Source organism: Gaoshiqia sp. US2 (assembly GCF_059705485.1).
On record NZ_AP048550.1, the window covers coordinates 1,462,153 to 1,486,139 of the forward strand.

Consider the following 23,987-nt stretch of genomic DNA (forward strand, 5'->3'; position numbering starts at 1 on the left):
TGAAAATACGAAATAAAACAGATTGTTTTTTAAACCGAATTTTCCCGATACATTTATGGTTACGATTTTTTGAACGTCACTTTATTAACATATAACCAAACATGAACGTCTGTAATCATCATTTTAAACGTCGTCGGGGGCATCTTTGGGCCTCCCTGCTTGTTGGAAGCTTGTCTCCGGCGATGGCGCCGGCAGCGTCCGGTGAAAAACCGAATATGATAATTATTCTTGCCGATGACATGGGCTGGTCGAACCCCGGTTGCTTTGGTGGGGTGATCGAAACGCCGAACCTCGATCGTTTAGCTGCAGCCGGTGTACGTTTCAACCAGTTTTACAGTGCCGCCCGGTGCTGTCCTTCCCGTGCAAGTTTGTTGACCGGCCTTTCTCCCCATGAATCCGGCATCGGGCATATGACCTTTAAGCGAACCGGCAATAAAACATCGGTGATTGCCGAGCGGTTGGAATTTCCGTATGCTTACCGCGGCTGGCTGGGCGAGAACATTCCTACCCTGCCCGAAATGCTGAAAACAGCAGGTTACAGCACCTATATGACCGGAAAATGGCACCTGGGCTCCGGCGATCCCGCTACCTGGCCCAAGCAGCGCGGGTTTGACTATTTCTATGGTTTTCTTGAAGGCACTTCGGATTATTTTAAGCCCTCGGACCTTCAGCGCGACAACCGGTTTATTAAGCCGGAAGGTGAGAATTATTATACGACCGATGCGTTTACCGACGAGGCCATAGCGTATTTGAAAGAACACGAAATGAATAGAGAAGAGGAGCCGTTTTTCCTCTATCTGGCCTACAATGCCCCTCATTTTCCGATGCAGGCCATGCCCGAAGATTTTCAAAAATACCGTGGACGTTTTAAAAAAGGCTGGGATCGTTTACGTGAAGAAATTATTGCCCGGCAAAAAGAAATGGGATTAATTCCGGAAAACACGGCATTGGCGCCCCGGCCCGATGCCAGCGGCAGGCTTGGCAGCAAAGGAGGCCCGGTTCCGGCATGGGAATCGTTAAGCCCGGCCCAACAGGATTCGATGGACGCGATTATGGCTACTTACGCCGGCATGGTTGACCGCGTTGACCAGAATATCGGGAAACTGATTGCCTTTTTGGAAGAAACGGGCGAGTTGGACAACACGCTCATCTTTTTTCTTTCCGACAATGGCGCTGAAGCAGAAAGCCCTGTATTTGGAGATTTTAAAATGAATGATCTCGGACAATACGGAACAGGAGGGAAAAACTACGGCCGCGCCTGGGCCACTTTTTCAAACACGCCGTTCCGCGAGTACAAACACTTTACCCATCAGGGAGGAATCCAATCGCCGCTGATTGTGCACTGGCTGGCCGGCATAAATGTTGAGCTGCAGCGTGGAGTCATGAACCAGTACGGGTTTCTGCCCGATATCATTGAGACTTGCCTGGATGTCGCTTCAGCAACACGCCCTGCCATGATGAATGGCCAACCGGTACCTGTAAGCGACGGCAGAAGTTTAAGAGGAGTATTGCAGGGAAACGACTCGCCCATACACACCCAGCCGATATGCTGTGAACACGAAGGCAATATTATGGTCAGGGATGGCGAATGGAAACTGGTCCGGTTCTTTTCTGAGCCGTGGGAATTGTATCAGGTGGAAACCGATCGCAGCGAGGCAAATAACCTGGCCGGGCAACATCCGGAAGTCGTTGAACGGCTTAGTGAGGCATTTGACGAGTGGGCAGGGCGGGTAGGCGCACTTCCGTGGACTGAAGCCAAAAATTATTCGGTATATCCTCCGGGGAAATATAATTTTTAACCGGGAATGAACTTAAAAGTCGATGAAAGTATGAAATAAAACAGCCTTCTCTGTCAATCGGCAGAGAAGGCTGTTAAAAAAATATTCTGATTTTATATGCGATCAATAGTCTGTAATAGATGTCATCTATCGGCGGGTCGATCTTCCGTTTGACGAATTTTTGGTATTACTGCTTTTTGTTGTATCCGAGCTGCTTCTGCTGGTTGAATTGCCCGAACTGCTTCTGCTGCTTGAACTACCGGTATTGACGGTGCTTCTTTTTTGGCTCGAAGAACTTGGCGTGCTTACCGCTTTTTGTGTTGCCTGTGGTTTGGAAACTGAACTTGTCGACCGTTGAGTGTTACCGGGTTGGGTGTTTTGTCTGGTCGACGAGCTGTTTACAGCCCGGTTTTGGTTGCTTGTGGCAGCCTTTTGTGAAACATCAGTCTTTTTACCGGCAGGTGACGTTGTAACATTTCTGTTTGTTGTACCTGTGGCTGGCTTGCGGGAAGCATTTGTCCCCTGGCTGGCGGCCGGGTTGCTGCCGGTCCGGGCAGGAGCCGTCGATGTTTTGCGCGAAACATCTGTACTTTTTGCAGCAGGGGTGTTTGTACTGTTCCTGTTGCTTACACCCGTAGTTGTTTTGTGGGAATCACCGGTTCTCTGATTTCCAGATGGGCTTGTCGTTGTTCGCCCGTTTACAGAGGTTGCCGACCGTCTTTCGGCGCCGGAACCGCTGTTGACAACTGACCTGCTGTTTCCTGATTGTGAATTATTTGTCCGGCTGTTGTTTACCGATGTCGTTGTCCTCCTGCTGTTTTGTTCCGAAGCGGTTCTGGCATACAGCGCTTCTCCTTTTCTTCTCAGGTCGGGGCGGGAATAGGTATTCCGGTAGTGTCCTTCCCTTATGTTGGTCGTTACTCTTGGCGAATAGGTCCGTACGTTGCGGTAATAATGGTCGTTATACCGGTGATATCGATGATAGTTACAGGTACGGTAATGCCCGTAGTAATGATGGTGCCAATTATAGTGGTAGCCGTAATAGTAGTGCCAGTAATACGGGCGCCATGGGCTCCAGTAGGTCGGGTAATAGCCCCAGTACCAGGAAGAATGCCAGCGAACATAACCGGGGAGAAAAATAAACCTGACTACCGGCCAGGCGGCAACTTCGTAGGTTGTGGTCCTTACAACGGTCGTATTTCTGTTGTTATACGAATTTCCGGCATAACCTGGATTTGGCGTTTCCTCAACGTTATCAGCGTAGTAGGGCTCAATGATGTAGTTCCTGCCGTAAAGGGCTTCATCTCCGACAAGCTGTATTTGTACCGATCCGTCTCTGAAACGCTGAACCGTGAAAACGGCCACATCCTGAGTTTCGTTCCTGCTCAATGCTGTCCGTAAAACGATGGTGTGAACATCGCCGTCAACATAGTCGAACACCATCAGGTAATCAACCTGATGATCTCCGTTCAGGTCGAGATTGTTAATTCTTGAATTCTCGTCATTCAGGCTTCTTTCAAAAGCTTCGAGGGTCTCTGACTCCTGGAACAGTTTCATCACTGCATACAGGTTGAGGTTATCGCCCGGCAAACCCAGATATTCATCGGGGTAGTTTTGCGCATCGGATGTGCTCCAGAATGCGACCAGCAGGCTAAGGATGGATGTTATTACAAACTTTTTCATGACTTTGAGTTTTAAAAGAGTTGTTTCTTGATAAGGGTCATGACAAAACTCATACCAGTATTGAATTTATCCTTTCTTTAGCGGGTTCCACCCCTGTGCCTGCAACGGAATTTCGCTGCCAAGCCCGATAACCAGCCTGGCTCCTTCGCTTTCAGCGGTGATGTGCCCGATAACCGTGATGTCGGGGTCGTTCTTGATTTTGTCGTGGTCGGCTAAGGGAATGGTAAATAATAATTCGTAATCTTCGCCGCCGTTCATGGCTGCAACCAACGGGTTGATACTCAGTTCTTCGGCAAAACGTTTGGTTTGGAAATCAAGCGGGATTTTTTCTTCGTAAATCCTGCAGCCGGCCTTCGATTCTTTACAAATATGTAATAAGTCAGACGAAAGTCCGTCGGAAATATCGATCATGGCAGTGGGAACAATACCCAGTGTTTTCAGCGCGTTAATCACATCTCCCCGGGCTTCCGGTTTAAGCTGCCGCTCCAGGATATAATCATACCCTTCCAATTGGGGTTGTACGTTCGGACTAACTTTAAATACTTCATTTTCACGCTCAAGCAATTGCAGCCCCATATAAGCGCCGCCCAGGTCGCCCGAAACGCAGATCAGGTCATTCGGTTTTGCCCCGCTCCGGTAAACCGCTTCACCTTTACCGATCTCGCCCAGGGCCGTAATACTGATCACCAAACCGGTCAGTGAACTGGTGGTGTCGCCGCCAATCAGATCGATCCCGTATTTTTCACAGGCCATATAAATACCGGCATACAGATCGTCCAGGGCCTCCACCGAAAATTTACTGGAGATGGCCAGCGAAACCGTAATTTGCCGTGGTTGGGCATTCATGGCAAACACGTCTGATAAATTGGACATAACGGCTTTGTACCCCAAATGTTTCATTGGTACATACATCAGGTTGAAATGGATGCCCTCCACCAGCAGGTCGGTGGTAACAACTACCTGTTTGTCGCGATAGTCCAGTACGGCAGCATCGTCGCCTATTCCCTTAATTGTTTCAGGATTCTTTATTTTTATGGATCTGGTCAGGTGGTCAATCAGCCCAAATTCGCCGAGGCTTGAGATTGGAGTTGCTTTTTTATTATTATCCATTTTTTAAATATCAGACTTGTAGGTGTGAATTAATCATTTGCAGCCGCAAAAATAGCTTTACTTCATTATCTTTGCAATTATTTTTAAACAGACTGTATTCATGTTTGTTATAGGATGCGGAGAGAAAACAGAAAATAGAGCGATATGGAAGAACAAAATAAAATATTGGAAGATGTCACTTCCGGCGAATATAAATACGGATTTGTTTCCGACCTGGAAATGGATACCATTCCCAAGGGACTGAGTGAAGATGTCATCCGGATTATTTCAGCAAAAAAGGAAGAACCGGAGTTTATGCTTCAGTTTCGCCTGGAAGCTTTTCGGAAATGGCAAAAAATGAACATGCCGGATTGGGCTTATTTGAAAATACCACCCATCGATTTTCAGGAAATTATTTATTATGCCGCCCCAAAAAAGAAGTCGGAATATGAAAGTTTAGATGAAGTAGACCCCGAGTTGATTGAAACGTTCAACAAACTGGGAATTCCGCTGGAAGAGCAAAAAATACTGGCAGGCGTGGCAGTTGACGCGGTGATTGACAGTGTTTCGGTGAAAACCACCTTTAAAGAAACCCTGGCCGAGAAAGGCATCATTTTCTGTTCGTTCAGCGAGGCCGTCAAAGAACATCCCGACCTGGTGCAAAAATACCTGGGGATGTCGGTTCCCGTAACCGATAACTTTTTTGCAGCTTTGAATTCGGCCGTTTTTTCCGACGGTTCATTCTGCTATATTCCCAAAGGGGTAAGATGCCCGATGGAGCTGTCTACCTATTTCCGGATTAATGCCGCGGGAACCGGGCAATTTGAGCGAACCCTGATTATTGCCGACGACGACAGTTACGTGAGTTACCTCGAAGGCTGTACGGCTCCGATGCGCGACGAAAACCAGCTGCATGCAGCTGTTGTCGAAATCATTACCCTCGACCGTGCCGAGGTGAAATATTCAACCGTGCAGAACTGGTATCCGGGAGATAAAAACGGGAAAGGCGGGGTGTATAATTTTGTGACCAAACGAGGCGTTTGCCGTGGTCATTCTTCAAAGATCAGCTGGACCCAGGTGGAAACCGGTTCGGCCATCACCTGGAAATATCCGAGTTGTATCTTAATGGGCGATTATTCAGTGGGAGAGTTTAACTCGGTGGCCGTTACCAATAATTACCAACAGGCCGATACGGGAACAAAGATGATCCATATTGGGAAAAATACCAGGAGTACGATTATTTCCAAAGGTATTTCGGCCGGGAAGAGCGACAACTCTTATCGCGGATTGGTAAAAGTATTGCCCGGGGCCATTCATGCCCGTAATTTTTCGCAATGCGACTCCCTGTTGCTGGGGTCGACCTGCGGGGCGCATACCTTCCCCTATATCGAGGTCGGAAATAAAACATCCATTGTCGAGCACGAAGCGACCACCTCAAAAATCGGTGAAGATCAAATCTTCTACTGTAACCAGCGGGGAATCTCCACCGAAGATGCCATCGGAATGATCGTAAACGGGTATGCCAAAGAGGTGTTGAATAAATTGCCGATGGAATTTGCTGTGGAAGCGCAGAAGTTGCTCCAAATCAGCCTGGAAGGAAGTGTTGGTTAAACCGTTTAAAATAGAATACCGGGTGTCGATACGGTCGAAACCCGCCATATGAAATAATATAATAAACATGCTTACAATAAAGAATCTGAAAGTTGCCGTTGAAGGGCAGGAAATTTTGAAAGGAATCAACCTCGACATCAAACCGGGCGAGGTACATGCCATCATGGGGCCAAATGGTTCCGGCAAAAGTACGTTGGCCAATGTGTTGGCCGGCAGAGAAGATTATGATATTTTGGAAGGTGAAATCACATTCATGGGTGAAAACCTGTTGGAACTGGCGGTCGAAGAAAGAGCTAAAAAAGGCTTGTTCCTCAGCTTTCAGTATCCGGTGGAAATTCCCGGTGTGCCGATGGTTAATTTTCTGAAGACCTCTGTAAACGAACATCGTAAATATAACGGGCTGGAACCTTTAAGCGCGGGCGAGTTTTTAAAATTAATGCGCGAAAAAAAGGAAATGCTCCACCTGAATTCGAACCTGACAAACCGTTCGGTAAACGAAGGTTTTTCAGGTGGCGAGAAAAAGAAAAATGAGATTTTCCAGATGGCGATGCTCGAGCCCAAACTGGCCATCCTTGATGAAACAGATTCCGGTTTGGATATTGATGCCATGAAAATTGTGGCCGAGGGGGTAAATGTCTTAAAAAGCCCCGAACGTTCAGCGATTATCATTACGCATTATCAGCGTTTGCTCGACTATATTGTCCCTGATTTTGTCCATGTGCTGTATGGAGGGCGTATCGTTAAATCAGCCGGGAAAGAGCTGGCCCTGGAGTTGGAAGAGAAAGGATATGACTGGATTAAAAAAGAACATGTTTAATGATGACCCAATCCGTAGCAAATAAACTAACCGTTAGCGGGAAATATACAGAACTGTTTCACGCCAGCCGTAGCATGTTGGATGAAGGCTCGTCTCCCTTGTTCAACCGGATGCGCGATGTGGCGATCAAACGTTTTGAGAAAACCGGTATTCCGGGCTTCAAAAACGAAAATTACAAATACACCAACCTCGAACGCGTATTCGACAAAGAATACCGCCACCTGTTTACCTGCGAAGAAGTTGATGTCGATCTCAATGAGGTATTTCGATGCGATGTGCCTCAACTGGATACACACACCATTTTGCTGATTAACGGCTGGTATTACGCAGGTAACCAAAAACCCGAAGGTTTGCCCGAAGGCGTTGTGGTTGGAAGCATTCAGCAAACTGCCCTTGAACGTCCTGAACTGGTAAAGGATTACCTGAACCGCCAGGCCGGACCTTCGGACGATCCGCTCGTGGCGTTGAATACCGCTTTTGCAAAAGATGGATTCTTTTTATACGTACCCGATCAGGTGGCGCTCGAAAAACCAATTCAGGTCATTAACCTGCTTCGTACGCAGGATGCCTTGTTCTCCACACAACGAAACCTGATTATTGCCGGGACAAACAGCCAGGTGAAAGTGGTTTTTTGCGATCATACCCTCAATGCCGTTGATGTTTTGGCAAATAATGTCACCGAAGTTTTTGTCGGACGCGATGCCGTGGTTGATGTGTACACCATTCAAAACCAAAATAATCAGGCTAATTCGGTCAATTCATCCTTTTTCAAACAGGAAGAAAATTCAAATCTGTTGACCAGTCTGGCTACGCTGCATGGCGGACTTGTCCGGAACAACCTGAAAATAAGTTTGGATGGAGAACATGCCGAAGCGAATGTGTTTGGCATGTCGTTTACCGACAAACGGCAGCATGTCGATAATTTTACCAACATCGAGCACAACAAGGCACATTGCATGAGTAACCAGCTTTATAAAAATGTGTTGGATGAAGACTCCGTTGGCGCGTTTACCGGCCGGATTCATGTGGCGCGTGATGCTCAGAAAACCAATGCATTTCAGCGAAACAACAATGTTCTGCTGACTGACTCGGCCAAAATGAATACCAAGCCGCAGTTAATCATTGACGCCGATGATGTGAAGTGCAGTCATGGTGCAACCGTCGGACAAATAGATGAAGATGCGTTGTTTTTCCTTCGTGCCCGTGGAATTAATGAGTTTGATGCCCGTTTGATGCTGATGAACGCCTTTGCACACGAGGTGGTCCAGGAAATACGGATTGACCCCTTGCGCGACCGGATTGACGAATTGGTTGAAAAACGACTGCGCGGCGAGTTGGCCCGTTGCCATTCGTGCGATAAATATTGAACGAAACTTCAGAATACAGACCGTGAGCCTCCAGTGATTGAGGCTTTTTTTTACTCTAACAGGAACCGGGGCGGCTTTCATTTTTCAGGAAGCGCCCAAAGCCGTATTTGTGCGCTTTCATTATCTGGTTTTAAGGGGGTTACCTTTTTTGCACCCGAAGAATAAAAGATGTGTAAAATGCAGATAGTTGCCGGCGGTTCTTTTTATTTTGACGGAAAGAACCGGCTGTTGTTGATTCGGAAATAAAAGTTTAATTTTATTGGCGAATTGTAATTTATGGTTATTTTACAATAAAGGGGCTTTCAATACTTTCATCTAAAACTTGATCTTGTGAAAAGATTTACCTTGATTGGTCTGGTGTTTTCCCTGCTCGTCTTATTCAGTTGCGAACGTGACGATGTGAAGGGTGATAAAATCCGGGAAGGGAAGGATGCGGTTATTATTCTTCGTGAAAACCTGGGTGACCGGGTTAGCAAAGAGAATGCCGGTGTTGTTTCCCTGATTGGTCCGAATACCGTGATTTCTTATGGCGAATTAAAATCTGCCACGATCGGTTCGGAAGAGGTGGATGATCCGGCCAGCGATTTGCCGTTGGTTCTGGTGGCCGAAGTAGCTGCTCCTGAATATCAGGGCACAACCTTACGGGCGACCCATGTTGTGTTGAATGGTAACTATGCGTATGTTTCGTATAACCTCGAAGGTGACAATTATCTTGGAGCGATTGACCTGATAGATATCAGCGATCCGGATAATCCTCAGTTGGTTGAAAGCGCAATCCTTCCGAAAACAGATATCAGCTCAATTGCTTATGCTGATAATACGCTTTATCTGGCAACGGCCAGTCTCGAATTTGTGGAGGAAAGAGATGACCGGGCGCTGCTGATTCAAATGAAACTGGATGGCGGATTCTTCACCGACGATCTGGAGTTTATGGAAATGACCGGTTATGTTGCTACCGATGTAACGGTGGGCAACAATACTTTATATGGTGTTTCGGGCGATAACGGACTGCTTGGGGCGTATAGCCTGACGGACCATAAGCTAAAATCAAGCGTAAGTCTTGCCGACCTGAGGGCCGTTGGTTTGGTTGACGGGCAGGTGGTTGCCTTGAGCGGGGCCGCGGGGATCCGGGTGTACGACGCCTCGTTGAATGAAACGAAACAGATTGCAACCAGTTTGGATGTGCCTCATGCCAAACGGACTGTCGACTTTTACAGCGGAAATGTACTGGCCGCAGAAGGCTTCCACGGAGTGGGTGTATACGACCTGACAAGCGGAGCGAAACGAAATACCGTACCCATAGCCCGACCGAATGGGCTGGAGGCCAGCGAAGATGAAATTGTCAGTAATGCCGTATCAGTGAACAACAACCACATTTTTATGGCAAACGGCGCTGCCGGCGTTGCCGTGATTTCGATGGTTTCGGGCGATATCGAACAGGTAGTCGACTTTGGAAGTATTGCGCTGCCCGGCTCGGCAAACTATGTGAAAAGCGAGGGCATCTATGTTTTTGTCGCCGATGGTTTCGGGGGGCTCCAGATCTTAAAAATGTTAGCCGGCGATACCGGCGATGAAGACGATGAGCCGGCCGTTGCCTGCGACTCCTACCCGCTTTATGAAGGGAACAAGAACCTGATGGTAAATACCGACTTGAGTTACCAGGGAACTGCCGCCCTGAATCATGTGGAGATCAATTCAAATGCAAGCCTGACCTGGTGCGGAACATTGGGCGTTGGGCAACACATCGTGATTAACAGTTACGCAGTTTTGCACGTCATTGGCGAACTCGCGCAAGGTGAGAAAAACCAAAATTTCTACATCAATCAAAATGGTACGCTGAGGGTGGAAGGAGATGTCACCATTTACGGTAACCTGGTCTTACACAGTTATTCAACGGTCGAATTTATTGGCCCGAATTCATCAATTACCATTCACGGTACGGTTACGAAATCAGACAATGTCTCCATTATTGGCGATTTTACCGATCACAGCAATAAATTGAAATAGAACTTCTGCCTTTTTAGGAGGAAAAGATCCATCCGTGAAGGTGGATCTTTTTTTTGTGGCTGAACAGGGATGGTTGAATAATTGCAAAAAACATTAGTTTTGTGGTGCTGTTATTAGGTTTAGGGGGAACATTCCCTTTAAACCTGTTAAAATGAAACACGATGACACTCGATATTTCTGCAATACGTAAAGATTTCCCGATCTTGGATCAACTGGTTTACAATAAACCGCTCATCTACCTTGATAGCGCCGCTTCGTCACAGAAACCGGTTCAGGTTTTAAAAAAAGAAGAGGAGCTGCACCTGAAGTATTACGGGAATATTCATCGCGGCGCCCATTTTCTGGCAGAACGGGCCACGGTGGATTATGAGGATGTTCGCGATCAGGTGACCGACTTTATTCATGCTTCTTCGCGTGAAGAAATCATTTTTACCAAGGGAACAACCGAAAGTATTAACCTGGTTGCTTTTTCCTTTGGCGAGGCGTTTATCGGACCGGGCGACGAAATCATCATCTCGGAGATGGAGCACCACGCCAACATTGTGCCCTGGCAGTTAATGGCCGAACGAAAAAGAGCAAAAATAAAGGTATTGCCCTTTTCGGATGAAGGCCGGCTGAAGATTGAGTTGCTGGATAAACTGATCACCCGCCGGACCAAACTGATTGCTGTTGCCCAGGTGTCAAACACGCTGGGAACCGTTAACCCGGTAAAAGCAATCATCGAAAAGGCGCATAAAAAAGGGATCAACGTATTGGTCGATGGCGCTCAGGCGGTAAAACACATGGCTGTTGATGTGCAGGATATGGATGCTGATTTTTATGTGTTCTCGGCGCATAAAATGTATGGTCCAAATGGCGTAGGCATTCTGTACGGTAAAAAAGATCTGCTCAATCAGATGCCTCCTTACCAGGGTGGAGGTGAAATGATCTCGGAGGTTAGTTTTGAAAAAACCACCTTTAACGAACTGCCCTATAAGTTTGAAGCAGGTACGCCGCATATCACGGGGGTGATTGCTTTTGGCGAGGCGATCAGGTATTTGCAGCAACTCGGTATTGACGAGATCGCCAGGTACGAACAAAGCTTGCTGGAGTACACCACGCGCAGGCTGCTCGAAATTCCCGGAATGATTATTTACGGTACGCAAAAAGAAAAGTCGGGCGTGATTACCTTTAATATCGAAGGTATCCATTCCTTCGATTTGGGAACGATGCTCGATAAAATGGGAATCGCCGTGCGTACCGGTAGGCTCTGTGCCGATACGGTTATGCAGCATTATCAGGTAAGCGGAACGGTCAGGGTGTCGTTTGCCGTGTATAATACTTTCGACGAGGTTGACCAGTTAATCATGGCATTAAATAAGCTGGTACCCATGCTGAAATAAAACAACAGAAATTTTTTTGTCCCTGCTGCTTCATCTGTTTCCTAAACGGTCGGGTCTTCTTTCTTTTCTTTTTTACGGAAGATGTCGCTGATTAAAAAACCAAGCACACCGCCGTACAGCGAGCTGGTGTGCCAATTCGACCGGATCGGGCAGGTCCCCGAATTGCAACCAATGTAATACCAGTAAAGGAAACCGGCCAGTGCGCCAACGGCCATGCCAAGCAAGCTCCATTTGTATTTCAACAAAAACTTCTTCATTGTAGTCAATATTTGGTACAAAGAAAACCGATTTTTTTATATAGCCGTCATGTGGCATACGAATGAAAAAAAAGCGGATGTTTTGGCTCATCCGCTTTTTTATTAGTAGTTGGTTGCTTCTATCTCAAAGAAAGCCTGTTCGTGGTCGCAGGCCGGGCATTTCTTTGGCGGCTTGGCCGATTCGTGCAGGAACCCGCAAACGCGGCATTTCCAGGTTACTTTGCCCTCGCGTTCAAACACTTTTCCCTGCTCCAGGTTGTTGAAAAGTTTCAGGTAACGTTGTTCGTGGTGCTGTTCAATTTTGGCGATGGTTTTAAATACCACGGCAATTTGTTTAAAGCCTTCTTCTTCGGCAACACGGGCAAATTCAGGATAAAGCTCCGACCATTCTTCATTTTCACCGGCAGCGGCAGCTTGCAGGTTTTCCAGGGTGCTGCCCACTTTTCCTGCCGGGTAACTGGCTGTAATTTCAACCACACCGCCTTCCAGAAAACTGAAAAAACGGTTGGCGTGGGCTTGTTCATTTAACGCGGTTTCCTCAAAAAGAGCAGCAATTTGTTCCAAACCTTCGCCGCGGGCTTGTCGGGCAAAAAACTCGTAACGGTTTTTCGCCTGAGATTCACCTGCAAAAGCTTTCAGCAGGTTCTTTTCGGTTTGTGTTCCAACTAATGAACTCATAATTATTTGCATTTAAGGTTAAATTTCCGTCGATTTCCGGAATATGAAAATAGTGAAATAGGAGCAACAAAGTACGGCTAAAGCGGTATTTAGAATCATTCAACGATCGTCCTTAGTTTGTATTTTTCTTAATTTCTCATGATCACCGGCCTGCACATAGGAGGTGTTTCCTAAAAAATTACGACATTTGTGTCCTTTAAATTATTTAGACATGACCATTGAAGAAATTCAGGAAGAGATTAATGAAGAGTTTTCAGCTTTTGAGGACTGGATGGATAAATACAGCTACCTGATTGAGTTGGGAAACGACCTGAACGAATTGGACCCGAAACTAAAAAACGATCAACACCTCATCAAAGGATGCCAGTCGCGGGTGTGGCTGGTGCCCGAGTTTAAGGATGGGAAAATTTATTTCCAGGGGGAGAGCGATGCCGTGATTGTAAAAGGACTGGTTGCGTTATTGCTGCGTGTGGTGTCGGGACATACCCCTGCCGAAATCATGGCGAGTGAATTTCATTTTGTGGATGACATCGGTCTGAAACAACATTTATCTCCGACACGGTCGAACGGCCTGGTGGCCATGATCAAACAAATTAAATTGTACGCTGTTGCATATAACAGGATTTCAGAGTAGGAGAATTTGATATGGATAACAGAATTGATCAGATTATTGAACAACTAAAAGACGTCTATGACCCGGAGATTCCGGTGAATATATATGATTTGGGCTTAATTTACAATGTCGATATCGACGAAAACAACAAAGCAAATATCATCATGACGTTAACAGCTCCGGGCTGTCCGGTGGCCGATATGTTGGTAGAAGATACCCGTCAGGCAGCTCTGGCTGTCGAGGGGGTTGAAGATGCCGATGTTGAACTGACTTTCGACCCTCCCTGGGATAAATCGATGATGAGCGAAGAAGCCCGGCTGGAACTGGGGTTCTTTTAAAACGAGTCTGACTTTTTGCCCGGGATCGTAAGGTTTTGGGTAGCTATAAAAAACTGGAACCCGGTGAACCCGGGTTTTTTTATATCTTGTAGAAAAAAATGGTGGACATTCGGGAAAAATCCATTCTGATAAAACAAAAGGCGCTGGAATCGGGCTTTCTGGCCTGCGGCATTTCACGTGCCGGGTATCTGGAAAAGGAAAAAACTCCCCTGGAACGATGGTTGAGCCAAGGCATGAACGGCGAAATGGGCTACATGGCCCGGAACCTGGACAAACGGCTCGACCCGCGCCTGATTTTCGAAGGAGCCAGGTCGGTGATCTCTGTGTTGCTGAATTATTATCCGCGGGAAAAACAGGGCGGCGCCGACGTTCCAATCCTTTCGAAATATGCCTACGGGAAAGATTATCACTTCGTGTTGAAGGACAAGTTGAATGCTTTGCTTGCGTACATTCAGCGCGAGATTCAGCCATGCCGCGGCAGGGCTTTTGTCGATTCGGCTCCGGCGCTCGATAAAGCCTGGGCAGCCAAAGCCGGCCTCGGTTGGATTGGCAAAAACACCAACCTGATTTCGGTGGAACACGGGAGCTTCTTCTTTATTGGCGAACTGATAACCGATTTGGAACTGGAACCCGATGAAAAAACCGTCGCCAATCATTGCGGCTCCTGCACCCGTTGTTTGGATGCCTGCCCGACCGGGGCCATTGTGGCGCCTTACGTGGTTGATGCCCGCAAGTGCATCTCCTATCAAACCATCGAACTGAAAGGCGAATTGGATGAAGCGCTGAAAGGAAAGTTCGAAAATCGGGTGTTTGGTTGCGATATCTGCCAGGATGTTTGCCCCTGGAACCTCAAGGCCGAACCCCACAGCGAACCGGATTTTGAGCCGCACACGGAATTGTTGAAACTTTCAAAAGATGAATGGCTGAATATGGACGAACCGGCCTTTAACGAGTTGTTCCGGAAGTCGGCAGTAAAACGGACAAAATACAGCGGCTTGAAACGGAATTTGCAGTTTCTGTATGGGAAAAACGACGACCGGGATATTTCATCAGGTAATTTTTAAAAAAACAGTTCAACGAATTTGAAAATATATTACATTTGGGCCTGAAAATATTGCGGGAGTAGCTCAGTGGTAGAGCATCAGCTTCCCAAGCTGAGGGTCGCGGGTTCGACCCCCGTTTCCCGCTCTCGAAATCAGCCAGTTGCATAAAACGTAACTGGCTGATTTTATTTTTACCGATTATTACTGTGATTTTCATCGCGATGTAAACACAAAAAGTCTGGTTTTACTTTGTCGTACAGGTGTTTTTTTAGCTGCAAGCTGCAAGTCGCAATGACCGATTAACGGAGACGGAAGACCGGAGACCGGCATACAGTCGCAGTTTCACTTTGGCACTTTGGCACTTTGACACTTTGTCACGTAGGTACTCAGGTACTTTTTTAACGCAGAGAACGCCATGAAACGCAAAGTTCCGCAGAGAACAAGCCCCAATGACCAAACAAATCCTCAGTTGTACAACACTTAATAATTGATTACTGATTACCGATTATCGATCACTCCATTTTCACTTTTTTTCGGCTCATTTATACTGTTCAGTTAGCCATAACACATGAAAAAACTTTACGAACGAATGCAAATTTTTGACGAAGCAACCCCCTGTAAACAACGAACAAAATCCAAATTTTCTTGAACAAAATATTTCTGTTTAACAACACATTCCGGGGGGGGTACTTCTGTTTGCATCAGTGAATTAACCCATGAAGCCGGTTAAATTGATTCGATCTTTATTATTCCGGCCTGTCAATTAACCTTAGTCCAAACGGCAGTCATGCCCAACGGACAGCCCTGTTTTTTCGTGTTCCGGGTAATTTTACATCAGCTTTTGCCCGGCGCATGTTCGCGAGATAATCGTTTTCAGATAAAAAACCAATGATTATGGCATTAAACTATGCCCTGTTTGAAAACCACCTGACCACCGATCCGACCGACTACATGGCGGTGGTGCAAAACCAACAAAGCAAAACACAGGACGATGTAATCGACCTGTACATGGACGACCTGGCCAGCGGCGCCCGCAACGAGACGCTTACCCCCGGCAACATTGCCCAGCTGAAAGGCAGCCGCCTGAAGTTCGACCCGGCCGATGCCGCCCAGGGCATTTTCCTGGTCGCGCCCAATGGCAGCGAAACCCGCGTGACCACCGTTTCGTGCAACAAACCGGGCCAGATCGATTTCCTGGTACCGGCCTTAGCGGCGGGAACCTACCACTTGGAGGTAAGGGCCTCTGTTTATCACAATAGCGCAGCCCGTACCGGAACATTGCCGGCAGAACTAAATGTTATTGCTTAACATTTAACCTTGCTTGCCAGGGTGTTTAGCCTTATATGGCTAAACACTTTGGCAAAGAAAACCAATAATTAACCGGGGTAGCTCCCCATTAAACTTTTACCATTATGAAAAAGTATTTACTTGTTATTCCTTCATCAAATCAGGTTCGTTTTTTAACCCTGAGATTTGGTTTACTCATAGCCTTGTTGTGTTTTAACGCCGGGTTTGCATTCTCTCAAATGAAAATCAGTTCAACCGGCAATATGGCTATTGATGCCGATAACCCGGTAAGCCGTTTCTGCATAGGCGGACCCGGCGAATCGATCAGTAAAGTCTATATTCTGAACACAAATACCGGCACCGACCAACGGGCGCTGGATGTTCATCAAACCCTGACTACCGGGGGTTGGGCCATTGGTACCTCCACCCGGGTCGATACCGGCACATCGTCGGCAAAGGCTACCGGTGTGTACGCGAGCGGGTATAAATCAACTGCATCATCCTCGGGCCGGTCATTTGGGGTTTATGGTTTATGCGGAAACGCGACAAGCGGATATAATTACGGTGTATATGGTCAAATAAACGGATCAAATAACGGAGCGGCTATTTTTGGGGCAACACCGGGAAAAATAGAAATAGGTGTGAATAGTATTTATGCCGGGTATTTTCGCGGGAAGGTATTTATTGAAGAGAACGTAGGCATTAATACCACTTCGCCTTCCTATATGCTGGACGTAAATGGCACTGTTCGTTGTGTTAGCCTGACCCAAACATCTGACCTGGGCGTAAAAAAGGATGTCAGGAACCTGGACAAAACCAGCCTCGAAAACCTGAAACAGCTTCAGGGCGTGACATACAAGTTAAAAACCCCTGAAGAGATGGGCCTGCGAAGCATCACTTCCTTAGCTTCCGATACAGGTATAGTTAACCTCCCGGCAAACAGGCTGTCTCCGGAACTTTACGAGAAAGAATTCAACGGCTTTATTGCCCAGGATGTGGCCAAAATATACCCTGACCTGGTTTCAGAAGACAGCGAAGGGAAACTGAGCATAAACTACATCGGGCTGATACCTGTTTTGGTTGAAGCAATCAAAGAGCAGCAGGCCGAAATCGAAGGGTTGAAAAAATTGCTCAACAACTAACAACACGGCCATGAAACAGCTCTGTATCCTGGCAATTTTGTTATTGCCGGTTTTCCTGTCCCTGCCGGGACAGGCACAAAACACCATCCGCTTTACTTACGATGAAAGCGGTAACCGCGAAACCCGTTCGGTGATTAGTTTAAAACGCGCGCTTGCTCCAAACGATGCCTTGGCCGAACAGCAGGAAGAAACGCCCCTCGAAGACTTCGTCGGTTTGCAGGAAACCCGTATTTACCCGAACCCCACCAAAGGCCTGTTACGGGTCGAGTTCCCTTCGCTGGCCGACCGGGAGGCGACCATACAGGTGTACGATACCAACGGGAGGATACGAATCAGCCAAAAGGCGGCAAACACCAACCAGCTCGATCTGTCGGGTTATTCGCCCGGTCTTTACATCCTGATCATCCGCTCGGGACAAGAAAAGAAGGAATGGAAGATCATTAAAGAATAAGCACATGAAAAAATTATATTTGATTATGATATTGGGATGGTTGTGCGTATTGTACGGCCAGGCCCAACCGGCCGACCTGGTACTCAGCAGCGCCGAGTCGGGCACCAAACTGCACCAGGCCACCAACAGCATTACCTTTGCCCCGGGCTACTCTTATACCCCGAACGGGGGTACCTTAACCGCAGTGATTGTACAAAACCTGTTGCCGGGCGATACCCGGACCAACCCGATTGTCGCGGGAGAGTTCGGTCCCGACTTTCAGTACACCGATACCCAAAACACGACCGGTTTTACCAACCAGTACACGGGACGTACTACCAACGATGTGTTTTACCGGTTCACACTCACCAGAGAAATGACGGTGACCATAACCCACTGCGGCTCGGCCCTGGCAGACACCTACATGCACCTGTTGGATGCCTCGGGTAACCTGATTGTGAGCAACGACGATTATTCAGGCGAGGGAAAATGCAGTTCGTCGTTGCATTCCTATATCCAACGTGAACTGGGTGCGGGCGTCTATTACGTGGTATCGGAGGGTTACAGTGCGAACGGTGAATTACAGACCAATATCGCCGGGCAGGCAACCTACGAAGGTACTATTTCGGGCAACATAGTATTCTCCCCTCCCGTCGCCCCGGCCGTTTATACCATTAATACCAACCTGGCGGTTGGGAAAACACCGGGAGGGTTAAGCGCGGGAGGTTCAGCCGGTTATACGATACCCATTGATATTCCGGTGGGGACAAACGGGCTGCAGCCTGCTGTCAGCCTGAATTACACCAGTAACTACACCGATGGCATGCTGGGGATTGGCTGGAACCTGGCAGGGATACCGGCCATTGCCCGCGTAAACGAAACCATTTACCACGACGGGATATCGGACCCGGTAAGGGGCGATTTGACCGATAAATATGCCCTGGACGGGAACCGGCTGATCGTGGTTGGCGGCACCTACGGGGCGCCCGACAGCGAATACCGGACCGAGATCGAGGAGTTTGCCAAAGTTATCGCCTACGGAAGTACCGGGCATGGCCCCGAATGGTTTAAAGTGTATGCCAAATCGGGGCTGATCTACGAATTTGGCAACACCACCGATTCGAAAGTAAAAAAAAGCAACGGGTGCATCCTCTCGTGGAAAGTCAATAAAATAACCGACCGTTACAACAACTACATTACTTTCAATTACCTGGCAACCGACGACGAACACCCGGTGGGTATGATCCATTACACCGGAAACAGTACACTTTCGAAGCAGCCCTTTGCCCATATCCTGTTTAACTACAAGACCAGGGACGATGTGAGCGCGTACTGTTACGGAGGAAAAGAGTTTACCCGCGACATTTTGTTAGACAACATCGAGATCAAACACGAGGGGCAAACCTTTAAAAAGTACGTGATCGATTATATGAAAGACACCCACGCCCAGCTCCAGAAAGTGACCGAAAGCAGCAGCCAGGGAGTAGCATTTAACCCAACAGTCTTTGCCTGGACCAAACAAACCGAACAATTTACCCAAACCACACATTACTCAAGTACAGAAGACGAACTGTATTACGTGGGCGATTTTAACGGCGACGGGCGTGATGATATGGTAATTATTCCGTATAAGACAGACAGGTACCTGAGCAGTGATAAATGGAAGTTGTATATCGGTGATGCCAATGGAAATATGGAATACATAAATGAAGGAAATCTGACAAGTAATTTCAAATCCTTTTGGGTAGGCGATTTTGATGGCGATGGCCTAATGGATCTGGTAATGGTAGAAACCAGCCGGGTTGAGAGTTATTCCTTTTATAAATCTTCGGGAGACAACTTCACAAGACTTACTTCTTTTGATTCATATTCAGATGCTACCATCACTAATGTAGTAGATCACGATGGCGACGGGAAATTAGAATTGTTCTTCCATGATGATTCAAATGCCTGGAGGGTTTACAGTTATTCGGGTTCTTTGCTTGCAAGTGGCTCTATTCCTTCATTCGGTCAATATTATATTGAGGATAACGGGATGCAGACACGTATTCTTGACTTTAACGGTGACGGATGTTCCGATCTGCTAGTGCTGTTTAGCGGAAGCTACAAGGTTTATGAGTTTAAGGGCGCCAACAAAACCCTGATCGAGACCTTCTCGGGTACGAATATGAAAAGCAGCGATTTTTTGTTATTCGGCGATTTTAACGGCGACGGGACGATCGATATCATCCGCAGGCTTGGCGCCACGCAGGGATCGTCTTGTTACCTGATGACTTTAACGGAGAGTGGTTTTCAATCCAAAGTGTTAAACGACTTTAATAATTTTGATATTTATCTTTGGAATAACCGGATGTATGCCCGCGATATGAATGGCGACGGCCGCACCGATGTCGTGCTGGTTGGAAGGGGAACCAATACCGGGAACAGTTATAACCGGATCAACGTGGCCATCAGTTCAGGCAATGGGTTCTCAATAACAGAACATGTTTCTTCAACCACCATGCAAAACGGCTACGACCGCTATTTCAATTTTGCCGATTACAACGGCGACGGCCGTTACCAATTGTTTTACAAGTATTACAGTACGTCCAAACTGTTCTCCTTTGCCAACGGCACACCCAGTCATTTGCTCAGCACGGTGATTGACGGATTGGGCGCTAAAAGCGCCATCAGCTACCAGCCTATGTCCGGCAGTTCGGTTTATACCCGTGGTTCCGGGGCTGTTTACCCGGTCAACGATTTCTCTTCGGCCTTCCAACTCGTTTCGCAGGTAAGCAGCGACAACGGCATTGGAGGGACTACTTCGGTCAGCTATCAGTATGCCGGAGCCAAAGTGCACCGCCAGGGCAAAGGGTTTATGGGTTTTTCGGAGGTAACGGCCACCAACAGTGTCACCGGCATTTCCACCGAAAGCCATTTCGAGTTTGACGGTACTTATTATTACCCTCAGTTGCGCTATATTTATACCAAACACGGAAGCATTACCTTGTCGACCACCAATAATACCTGGAATACAGCAAATTTCGGTGACAAGCGAATATTTCCGTATGTTTCGTCAAGCGTGCAAACCGATAACCTGAGCGGGCGGAGCATGAGCGCCACGGCCACCTACGATTCATATGGTAACCCCGAAACGGTAACAAAAGACTATGGAGGCGGGCATACGCGAACCACCGGTTACCAATATAACGACGAAAGGGTAAACGACTGGCTGATCGGCCGCCCGACCACCATTACTGAAACAACGGAGCGGGATTCGGAAACCAAAACCTTTACCACTGTCCGCAGCTACTTTGCCACCAGTAACTTGCCTGATGTCGACCAGTACAACACCGGGGATGCCGCCTGGTGGAAACTGGACCGGGATTACGACAGTTTCGGGAACCTCTGGAAGCTGCATAAAGAAACAACGGGGCTAAGCGTTCAGACCACCATTTATGATTACGATACCAGTACCGGAGCCAGGCTGTTAAAAGTGACCGAACCTGCCGGATACGAAACAGGGTACGGTTATTATCCCGTAACCGGCTTGCTTCATACGGTAACCGACCCGTTTGATCGTGTGACCACTTACACGTATAACAGTGCTGATCAATTAAGTAATGCAGCTCCTTCGGCCGGGGTTATAACCACACTGACCAGCAGCCTGAACGCTTCGGGCGGCCCGGCCAATGCCCGTTATTACATCCAAAAAAGCGCCAATGACGGCTCGCTTGTCAAAACCTGGTACGATAAACTGGGGCGCGAACTGCGAACCGAAACCAAAAACTTCGGTGGAGCGATGGTTAAAGTGGATAAACAATATAACGCCAAGGGGCAACTATACCAGGTTTCGGAGCCAACAACCGGAACGCCTTCCAACTGGAATATCATCGGTTATGATGATTACGGGCGTGTAACGTCACAGGACCCGCATTTTGGCGCTACGGCCAGTTTCTCGTACTCCGGAGCCACCACAACCCGTACGGTTAACGGGCGCAGTTATACGTCAACGATTGATGCAACCGGGCTGACCACCCAGCGGACCGATCCCGGGGGCGCGATCAGCTACGCGTACCGGCCCGATGGCGCCCTCAAATCAACAACGGTGAACAATGTGATCACCTCGATGACTTACGATAAAAACGGGAACCGGCTAACCATTACCGACCCCAGCGCCGGCCTCATTACCAACACGTATTATGGTACCGGTCAACCATTAACCGTGAGCAACAATGCGAACGAAATAACTACTTATTATTACCAAACCAACGGGCTGCCGGATTATTATACAACGCCGGAAGGGACCACTGATTACAGTTACAATTCCGATAATTTAATAAGCAATATCACTTCGCCGGGCGGGGTATCCCGATCTTATACTTACGAAAACGGGAAAGTAAAAACGGTGACCGAATCGATTGGCGGGATCAGTAATTTGCTTACTTTTGAATACGACAGCAAAGGACGCCTGTCGCGTAAATATTTTAACGGGACTACAGAGTACGAACAATATGATTATGACACCAACAGCGGTTATCTGTACCGGATCCAGTTTACTGCGGGCGGGACTACAAGCACGGTTTGGCAACTGACGGTTATGGACGACTACGGGCACATCAGGCAGGCAACAATCGGAAGCGCTTCCGCATCGTGGGGCTACGACGGCAACAACATGCTGTCGCAAATTGCAGCCAGCGGGGTACAGCAGTACAACTATTCGTTTGATGTGAACACCGGAAACCTGAACTGGCGTACCAACTTTTTGAAAAATAAAACCGAAAGTTTCGGGTACGATTCCGATAAGCTGGACCGGTTGGCTTCGGTAACAGGGCCGGAAGACCTGGACATAAGCTACACAACCAACAACAACGGTAATATTTATTCAAAAAGCGATGCCGGCAATTATACCTTGTACGACGGCTACGCGGTAAAAGAAATATCCGACGCGCAAAACATACCGGAAACTTACCAGGAGATTGAATATTACTCGTTCGAAAAAGTAAAAAAGATTACCGAAGGCGATAAAACCGCCGATTTTGAGTACAATGCCGACCGCCAGCGCATCCGCATGACCTTGAAAACAAGCGGTGTTACCACTAAAACCCGCTGGTACTTTGGCAGCAGTTGCGAACGCGAAGATGTTGGGGGAACCATTACCAATTACATCTGGATTGGCGGCGACGCCTACACGGCCATTGCGGTGGCCAAAAAAACGGGAACCGGTAGCTGGACGGTGTACAACATTTTCCGCGACCATTTAGGTACCATTACACACCTGAAGAACGTAAGCACCGGCGTGGTTGATGAATACAGCTTTGATGCCTGGGGCCGGCGCAGGGATAAAGACGACTGGACCTATACCCTCACCGGCGAACCGGCCCTGTTTGCCGACCGTGGTTTTACGGCGCATGAATACCTGGCTGACTTTAACCTGTACAACATGAACGGGCGAATGTATGACCCGGTGGTTGGAAGATTCCTGAGTCCTGACCCGTTTGTCGGCGGAGGGGACTACACCCAAGGGTTCAACCGATACTCTTATGCCCTAAATAATCCATTGATATATACTGATCCAAATGGTGAAAACCCACTGTTTTTTATTATAGGCGCAGTCATTGGTGCCTATGTTGGAGGCTCAGCCAGCAACGGCTGGCAATGGAATCCCGGAAAGTGGGATTACGGAGATCCTGGGACATACTTCGGGATTATTGGCGGCGGTTTGGCTGGTGGTCTTGGTGCGCAATGGATGTTTGGCCCGGGCGGTGTATTGTCCGGGGGGACGCAGGTTGGTATAAATATCGGGGTATCGTTTGACAAAATAGGCGTTGCTTTTGCCAATTTTAGTTTTGGCGAAGGGGCCGGACTTACTTTTGAAGGATTGGGTTATGTCACGATTGCCGGGGGCGGAGCTTATATTACGGCCAACGCTTTAAACAGTTGGCTTAATGGTAATGGCACTCCCCCCTTGTCTCCCGAACAGAAGGTGAATAAAGCTATTGCTGAAGCTGCGGGTGGTGGTGGCAGTAGTCAATGGGCATGGGCACTTGGCGCAACAGCAGTACTGGCCGGAGACGATGTTACCGGAGTTGGTGTAGTAGATGATATCGCTATTCCTGCCGTTTGGGCAAGTGTGGGTGCTGTTGCTGCATATGAATATATGAACAAAGAAGGAGTACAATACTCTTTAAGGGCTACAACCTCCGGAATGTATCCCGTTTATAGCTGGGGAAATGTTACACCGACCGGTTATGAATGGCTGGATACAGGGGACATCTGGAAAATAGGACAGACCACCCGGTACAATGCAGTAACCAATACCCAATGGAGGTACCCGGATGCTCAATTAAGAAACTGGAGGATTGAATTCTTGCCTGAATTTCCAGGGACGAGAACCGAAATCCTGATGGTTGAAAAAATGAAGATCTGGAATTACATCCATACTTACGGCAGGTTGCCTTATGGGAACAAAGTGCCATGGTAAGG

At 47.7% G+C, this 23,987-nt stretch carries 17 protein-coding genes and 1 tRNA gene; 14 read left to right on the plus strand and 4 right to left on the minus strand.

Going from position 1 to position 23,987, the window contains the following annotated elements:
• Positions 1-101 precede the first annotated feature (101 nt).
• Complete coding sequence (locus tag AC6H3C_RS05730) at positions 102-1,799, plus strand: arylsulfatase (RefSeq protein ID WP_497519720.1); 1,698 nt, start codon at positions 102-104, stop codon at positions 1,797-1,799.
• Between the two features lie 126 nt (positions 1,800-1,925).
• On the opposite strand, the gene AC6H3C_RS05735 is transcribed toward AC6H3C_RS05730, so the two are convergent.
• Together AC6H3C_RS05735 and thiL are read right to left on the minus strand one after the other, a co-directional pair.
• On the minus strand, positions 1,926-3,461 hold the full coding sequence (locus AC6H3C_RS05735; RefSeq protein ID WP_497519721.1) for a mucin-associated surface protein: 1,536 nt from the start codon (positions 3,459-3,461) through the stop codon (positions 1,926-1,928).
• A 66-nt stretch (positions 3,462-3,527) separates the two neighbouring features.
• Positions 3,528-4,571 carry a thiamine-phosphate kinase gene (thiL, locus tag AC6H3C_RS05740; protein WP_497519722.1) on the minus strand — a complete coding sequence of 348 codons (1,044 nt, stop codon included), beginning with the start codon at positions 4,569-4,571 and terminating at the stop codon, positions 3,528-3,530.
• A gap of 144 nt (positions 4,572-4,715) precedes the next feature.
• On the opposite strand from thiL, the gene sufB reads away from it, so the two are divergent.
• The 5 genes from sufB (at position 4,716) to AC6H3C_RS05765 (ending at position 11,734) form a co-directional block, all read left to right on the plus strand.
• Positions 4,716-6,161 (plus strand): Fe-S cluster assembly protein SufB, encoded by a 1,446-nt coding sequence (gene sufB / locus AC6H3C_RS05745; protein ID WP_497519723.1) that lies wholly within the window; start codon positions 4,716-4,718, stop codon positions 6,159-6,161.
• Positions 6,162-6,228: 67 nt separating this feature from the next.
• Positions 6,229-6,978 carry a Fe-S cluster assembly ATPase SufC gene (gene sufC, locus AC6H3C_RS05750; protein WP_497519724.1) on the plus strand — a complete coding sequence of 250 codons (750 nt, stop codon included), beginning with the start codon at positions 6,229-6,231 and terminating at the stop codon, positions 6,976-6,978.
• Positions 6,978-8,345: a Fe-S cluster assembly protein SufD gene (sufD, locus tag AC6H3C_RS05755; protein WP_497519725.1), complete on the plus strand. Its 1,368-nt coding sequence runs from the start codon at positions 6,978-6,980 to the stop codon at positions 8,343-8,345. Before sufC ends, sufD begins: the two co-directional genes overlap by 1 nt.
• Before the next feature lie 330 nt (positions 8,346-8,675).
• Positions 8,676-10,352, plus strand: a complete 1,677-nt coding sequence (locus AC6H3C_RS05760; protein ID WP_497519726.1) for an LVIVD repeat-containing protein — start codon at positions 8,676-8,678, stop codon at positions 10,350-10,352.
• Positions 10,353-10,513: 161 nt separating this feature from the next.
• Complete coding sequence (locus tag AC6H3C_RS05765) at positions 10,514-11,734, plus strand: aminotransferase class V-fold PLP-dependent enzyme (RefSeq protein WP_497519727.1); 1,221 nt, start codon at positions 10,514-10,516, stop codon at positions 11,732-11,734.
• 41 nt (positions 11,735-11,775) lie between these two features.
• On the opposite strand, the gene AC6H3C_RS05770 is transcribed toward AC6H3C_RS05765, so the two are convergent.
• Both AC6H3C_RS05770 and rbr read right to left on the minus strand, forming a co-directional pair.
• A complete protein-coding gene (locus tag AC6H3C_RS05770; RefSeq protein ID WP_497519728.1) occupies positions 11,776-11,991 on the minus strand; it encodes a DUF6132 family protein in 216 nt (71 codons plus the stop codon).
• Positions 11,992-12,093: 102 nt separating this feature from the next.
• Positions 12,094-12,669 (minus strand): rubrerythrin, encoded by a 576-nt coding sequence (gene rbr, locus AC6H3C_RS05775; RefSeq protein ID WP_497519729.1) that lies wholly within the window; start codon positions 12,667-12,669, stop codon positions 12,094-12,096.
• 211 nt (positions 12,670-12,880) lie between these two features.
• Here rbr and AC6H3C_RS05780 point away from each other — a divergent pair, with 211 nt between their 5' ends.
• The 8 genes from AC6H3C_RS05780 to AC6H3C_RS05815 all read left to right on the plus strand — a co-directional run bounded on the left by AC6H3C_RS05780 (position 12,881) and on the right by AC6H3C_RS05815 (position 23,985).
• Positions 12,881-13,303 carry a SufE family protein gene (locus AC6H3C_RS05780; protein WP_497519730.1) on the plus strand — a complete coding sequence of 141 codons (423 nt, stop codon included), beginning with the start codon at positions 12,881-12,883 and terminating at the stop codon, positions 13,301-13,303.
• A gap of 11 nt (positions 13,304-13,314) precedes the next feature.
• On the plus strand, positions 13,315-13,620 hold the full coding sequence (locus AC6H3C_RS05785) for a metal-sulfur cluster assembly factor (protein ID WP_497519731.1): 306 nt from the start codon (positions 13,315-13,317) through the stop codon (positions 13,618-13,620).
• A gap of 98 nt (positions 13,621-13,718) precedes the next feature.
• A complete protein-coding gene (gene queG / locus AC6H3C_RS05790) occupies positions 13,719-14,684 on the plus strand; it encodes a tRNA epoxyqueuosine(34) reductase QueG (protein WP_497519732.1) in 966 nt (321 codons plus the stop codon).
• 52 nt (positions 14,685-14,736) lie between these two features.
• Positions 14,737-14,808: transfer RNA gene (locus AC6H3C_RS05795), tRNA-Gly, on the plus strand.
• A 749-nt stretch (positions 14,809-15,557) separates the two neighbouring features.
• Positions 15,558-15,971 (plus strand): DUF4469 domain-containing protein, encoded by a 414-nt coding sequence (locus AC6H3C_RS05800; RefSeq protein ID WP_497519733.1) that lies wholly within the window; start codon positions 15,558-15,560, stop codon positions 15,969-15,971.
• A gap of 104 nt (positions 15,972-16,075) precedes the next feature.
• Entirely contained in the window at positions 16,076-17,092 is a 1,017-nt protein-coding gene (locus tag AC6H3C_RS05805) for a tail fiber domain-containing protein (protein ID WP_497519734.1), read from the plus strand.
• Positions 17,093-17,102: 10 nt separating this feature from the next.
• A complete protein-coding gene (locus tag AC6H3C_RS05810) occupies positions 17,103-17,543 on the plus strand; it encodes a T9SS type A sorting domain-containing protein (protein ID WP_497519735.1) in 441 nt (146 codons plus the stop codon).
• Between the two features lie 4 nt (positions 17,544-17,547).
• Positions 17,548-23,985 (plus strand): FG-GAP-like repeat-containing protein, encoded by a 6,438-nt coding sequence (locus AC6H3C_RS05815; protein WP_497519736.1) that lies wholly within the window; start codon positions 17,548-17,550, stop codon positions 23,983-23,985.
• Positions 23,986-23,987 lie beyond the last annotated feature (2 nt).

Coding starts and splice junctions, on each gene's coding strand:
- AC6H3C_RS05800 (WP_497519733.1), top strand. CDS start 15,558: ATGGCATTAAACTATGCCCTGTTTGAAAACCACCTGACCACCGATCCG.
- sufB (WP_497519723.1), top strand. CDS start 4,716: ATGGAAGAACAAAATAAAATATTGGAAGATGTCACTTCCGGCGAATAT.
- AC6H3C_RS05805 (WP_497519734.1), top strand. CDS start 16,076: ATGAAAAAGTATTTACTTGTTATTCCTTCATCAAATCAGGTTCGTTTT.
- AC6H3C_RS05815 (WP_497519736.1), top strand. CDS start 17,548: ATGAAAAAATTATATTTGATTATGATATTGGGATGGTTGTGCGTATTG.
- AC6H3C_RS05785 (WP_497519731.1), top strand. CDS start 13,315: ATGGATAACAGAATTGATCAGATTATTGAACAACTAAAAGACGTCTAT.
- AC6H3C_RS05765 (WP_497519727.1), top strand. CDS start 10,514: ATGACACTCGATATTTCTGCAATACGTAAAGATTTCCCGATCTTGGAT.
- AC6H3C_RS05770 (WP_497519728.1), bottom strand. CDS start 11,991: ATGAAGAAGTTTTTGTTGAAATACAAATGGAGCTTGCTTGGCATGGCC.
- sufC (WP_497519724.1), top strand. CDS start 6,229: ATGCTTACAATAAAGAATCTGAAAGTTGCCGTTGAAGGGCAGGAAATT.
- AC6H3C_RS05810 (WP_497519735.1), top strand. CDS start 17,103: ATGAAACAGCTCTGTATCCTGGCAATTTTGTTATTGCCGGTTTTCCTG.
- sufD (WP_497519725.1), top strand. CDS start 6,978: ATGATGACCCAATCCGTAGCAAATAAACTAACCGTTAGCGGGAAATAT.
- queG (WP_497519732.1), top strand. CDS start 13,719: ATGGTGGACATTCGGGAAAAATCCATTCTGATAAAACAAAAGGCGCTG.
- thiL (WP_497519722.1), bottom strand. CDS start 4,571: ATGGATAATAATAAAAAAGCAACTCCAATCTCAAGCCTCGGCGAATTT.
- AC6H3C_RS05730 (WP_497519720.1), top strand. CDS start 102: ATGAACGTCTGTAATCATCATTTTAAACGTCGTCGGGGGCATCTTTGG.
- rbr (WP_497519729.1), bottom strand. CDS start 12,669: ATGAGTTCATTAGTTGGAACACAAACCGAAAAGAACCTGCTGAAAGCT.
- AC6H3C_RS05735 (WP_497519721.1), bottom strand. CDS start 3,461: ATGAAAAAGTTTGTAATAACATCCATCCTTAGCCTGCTGGTCGCATTC.
- AC6H3C_RS05780 (WP_497519730.1), top strand. CDS start 12,881: ATGACCATTGAAGAAATTCAGGAAGAGATTAATGAAGAGTTTTCAGCT.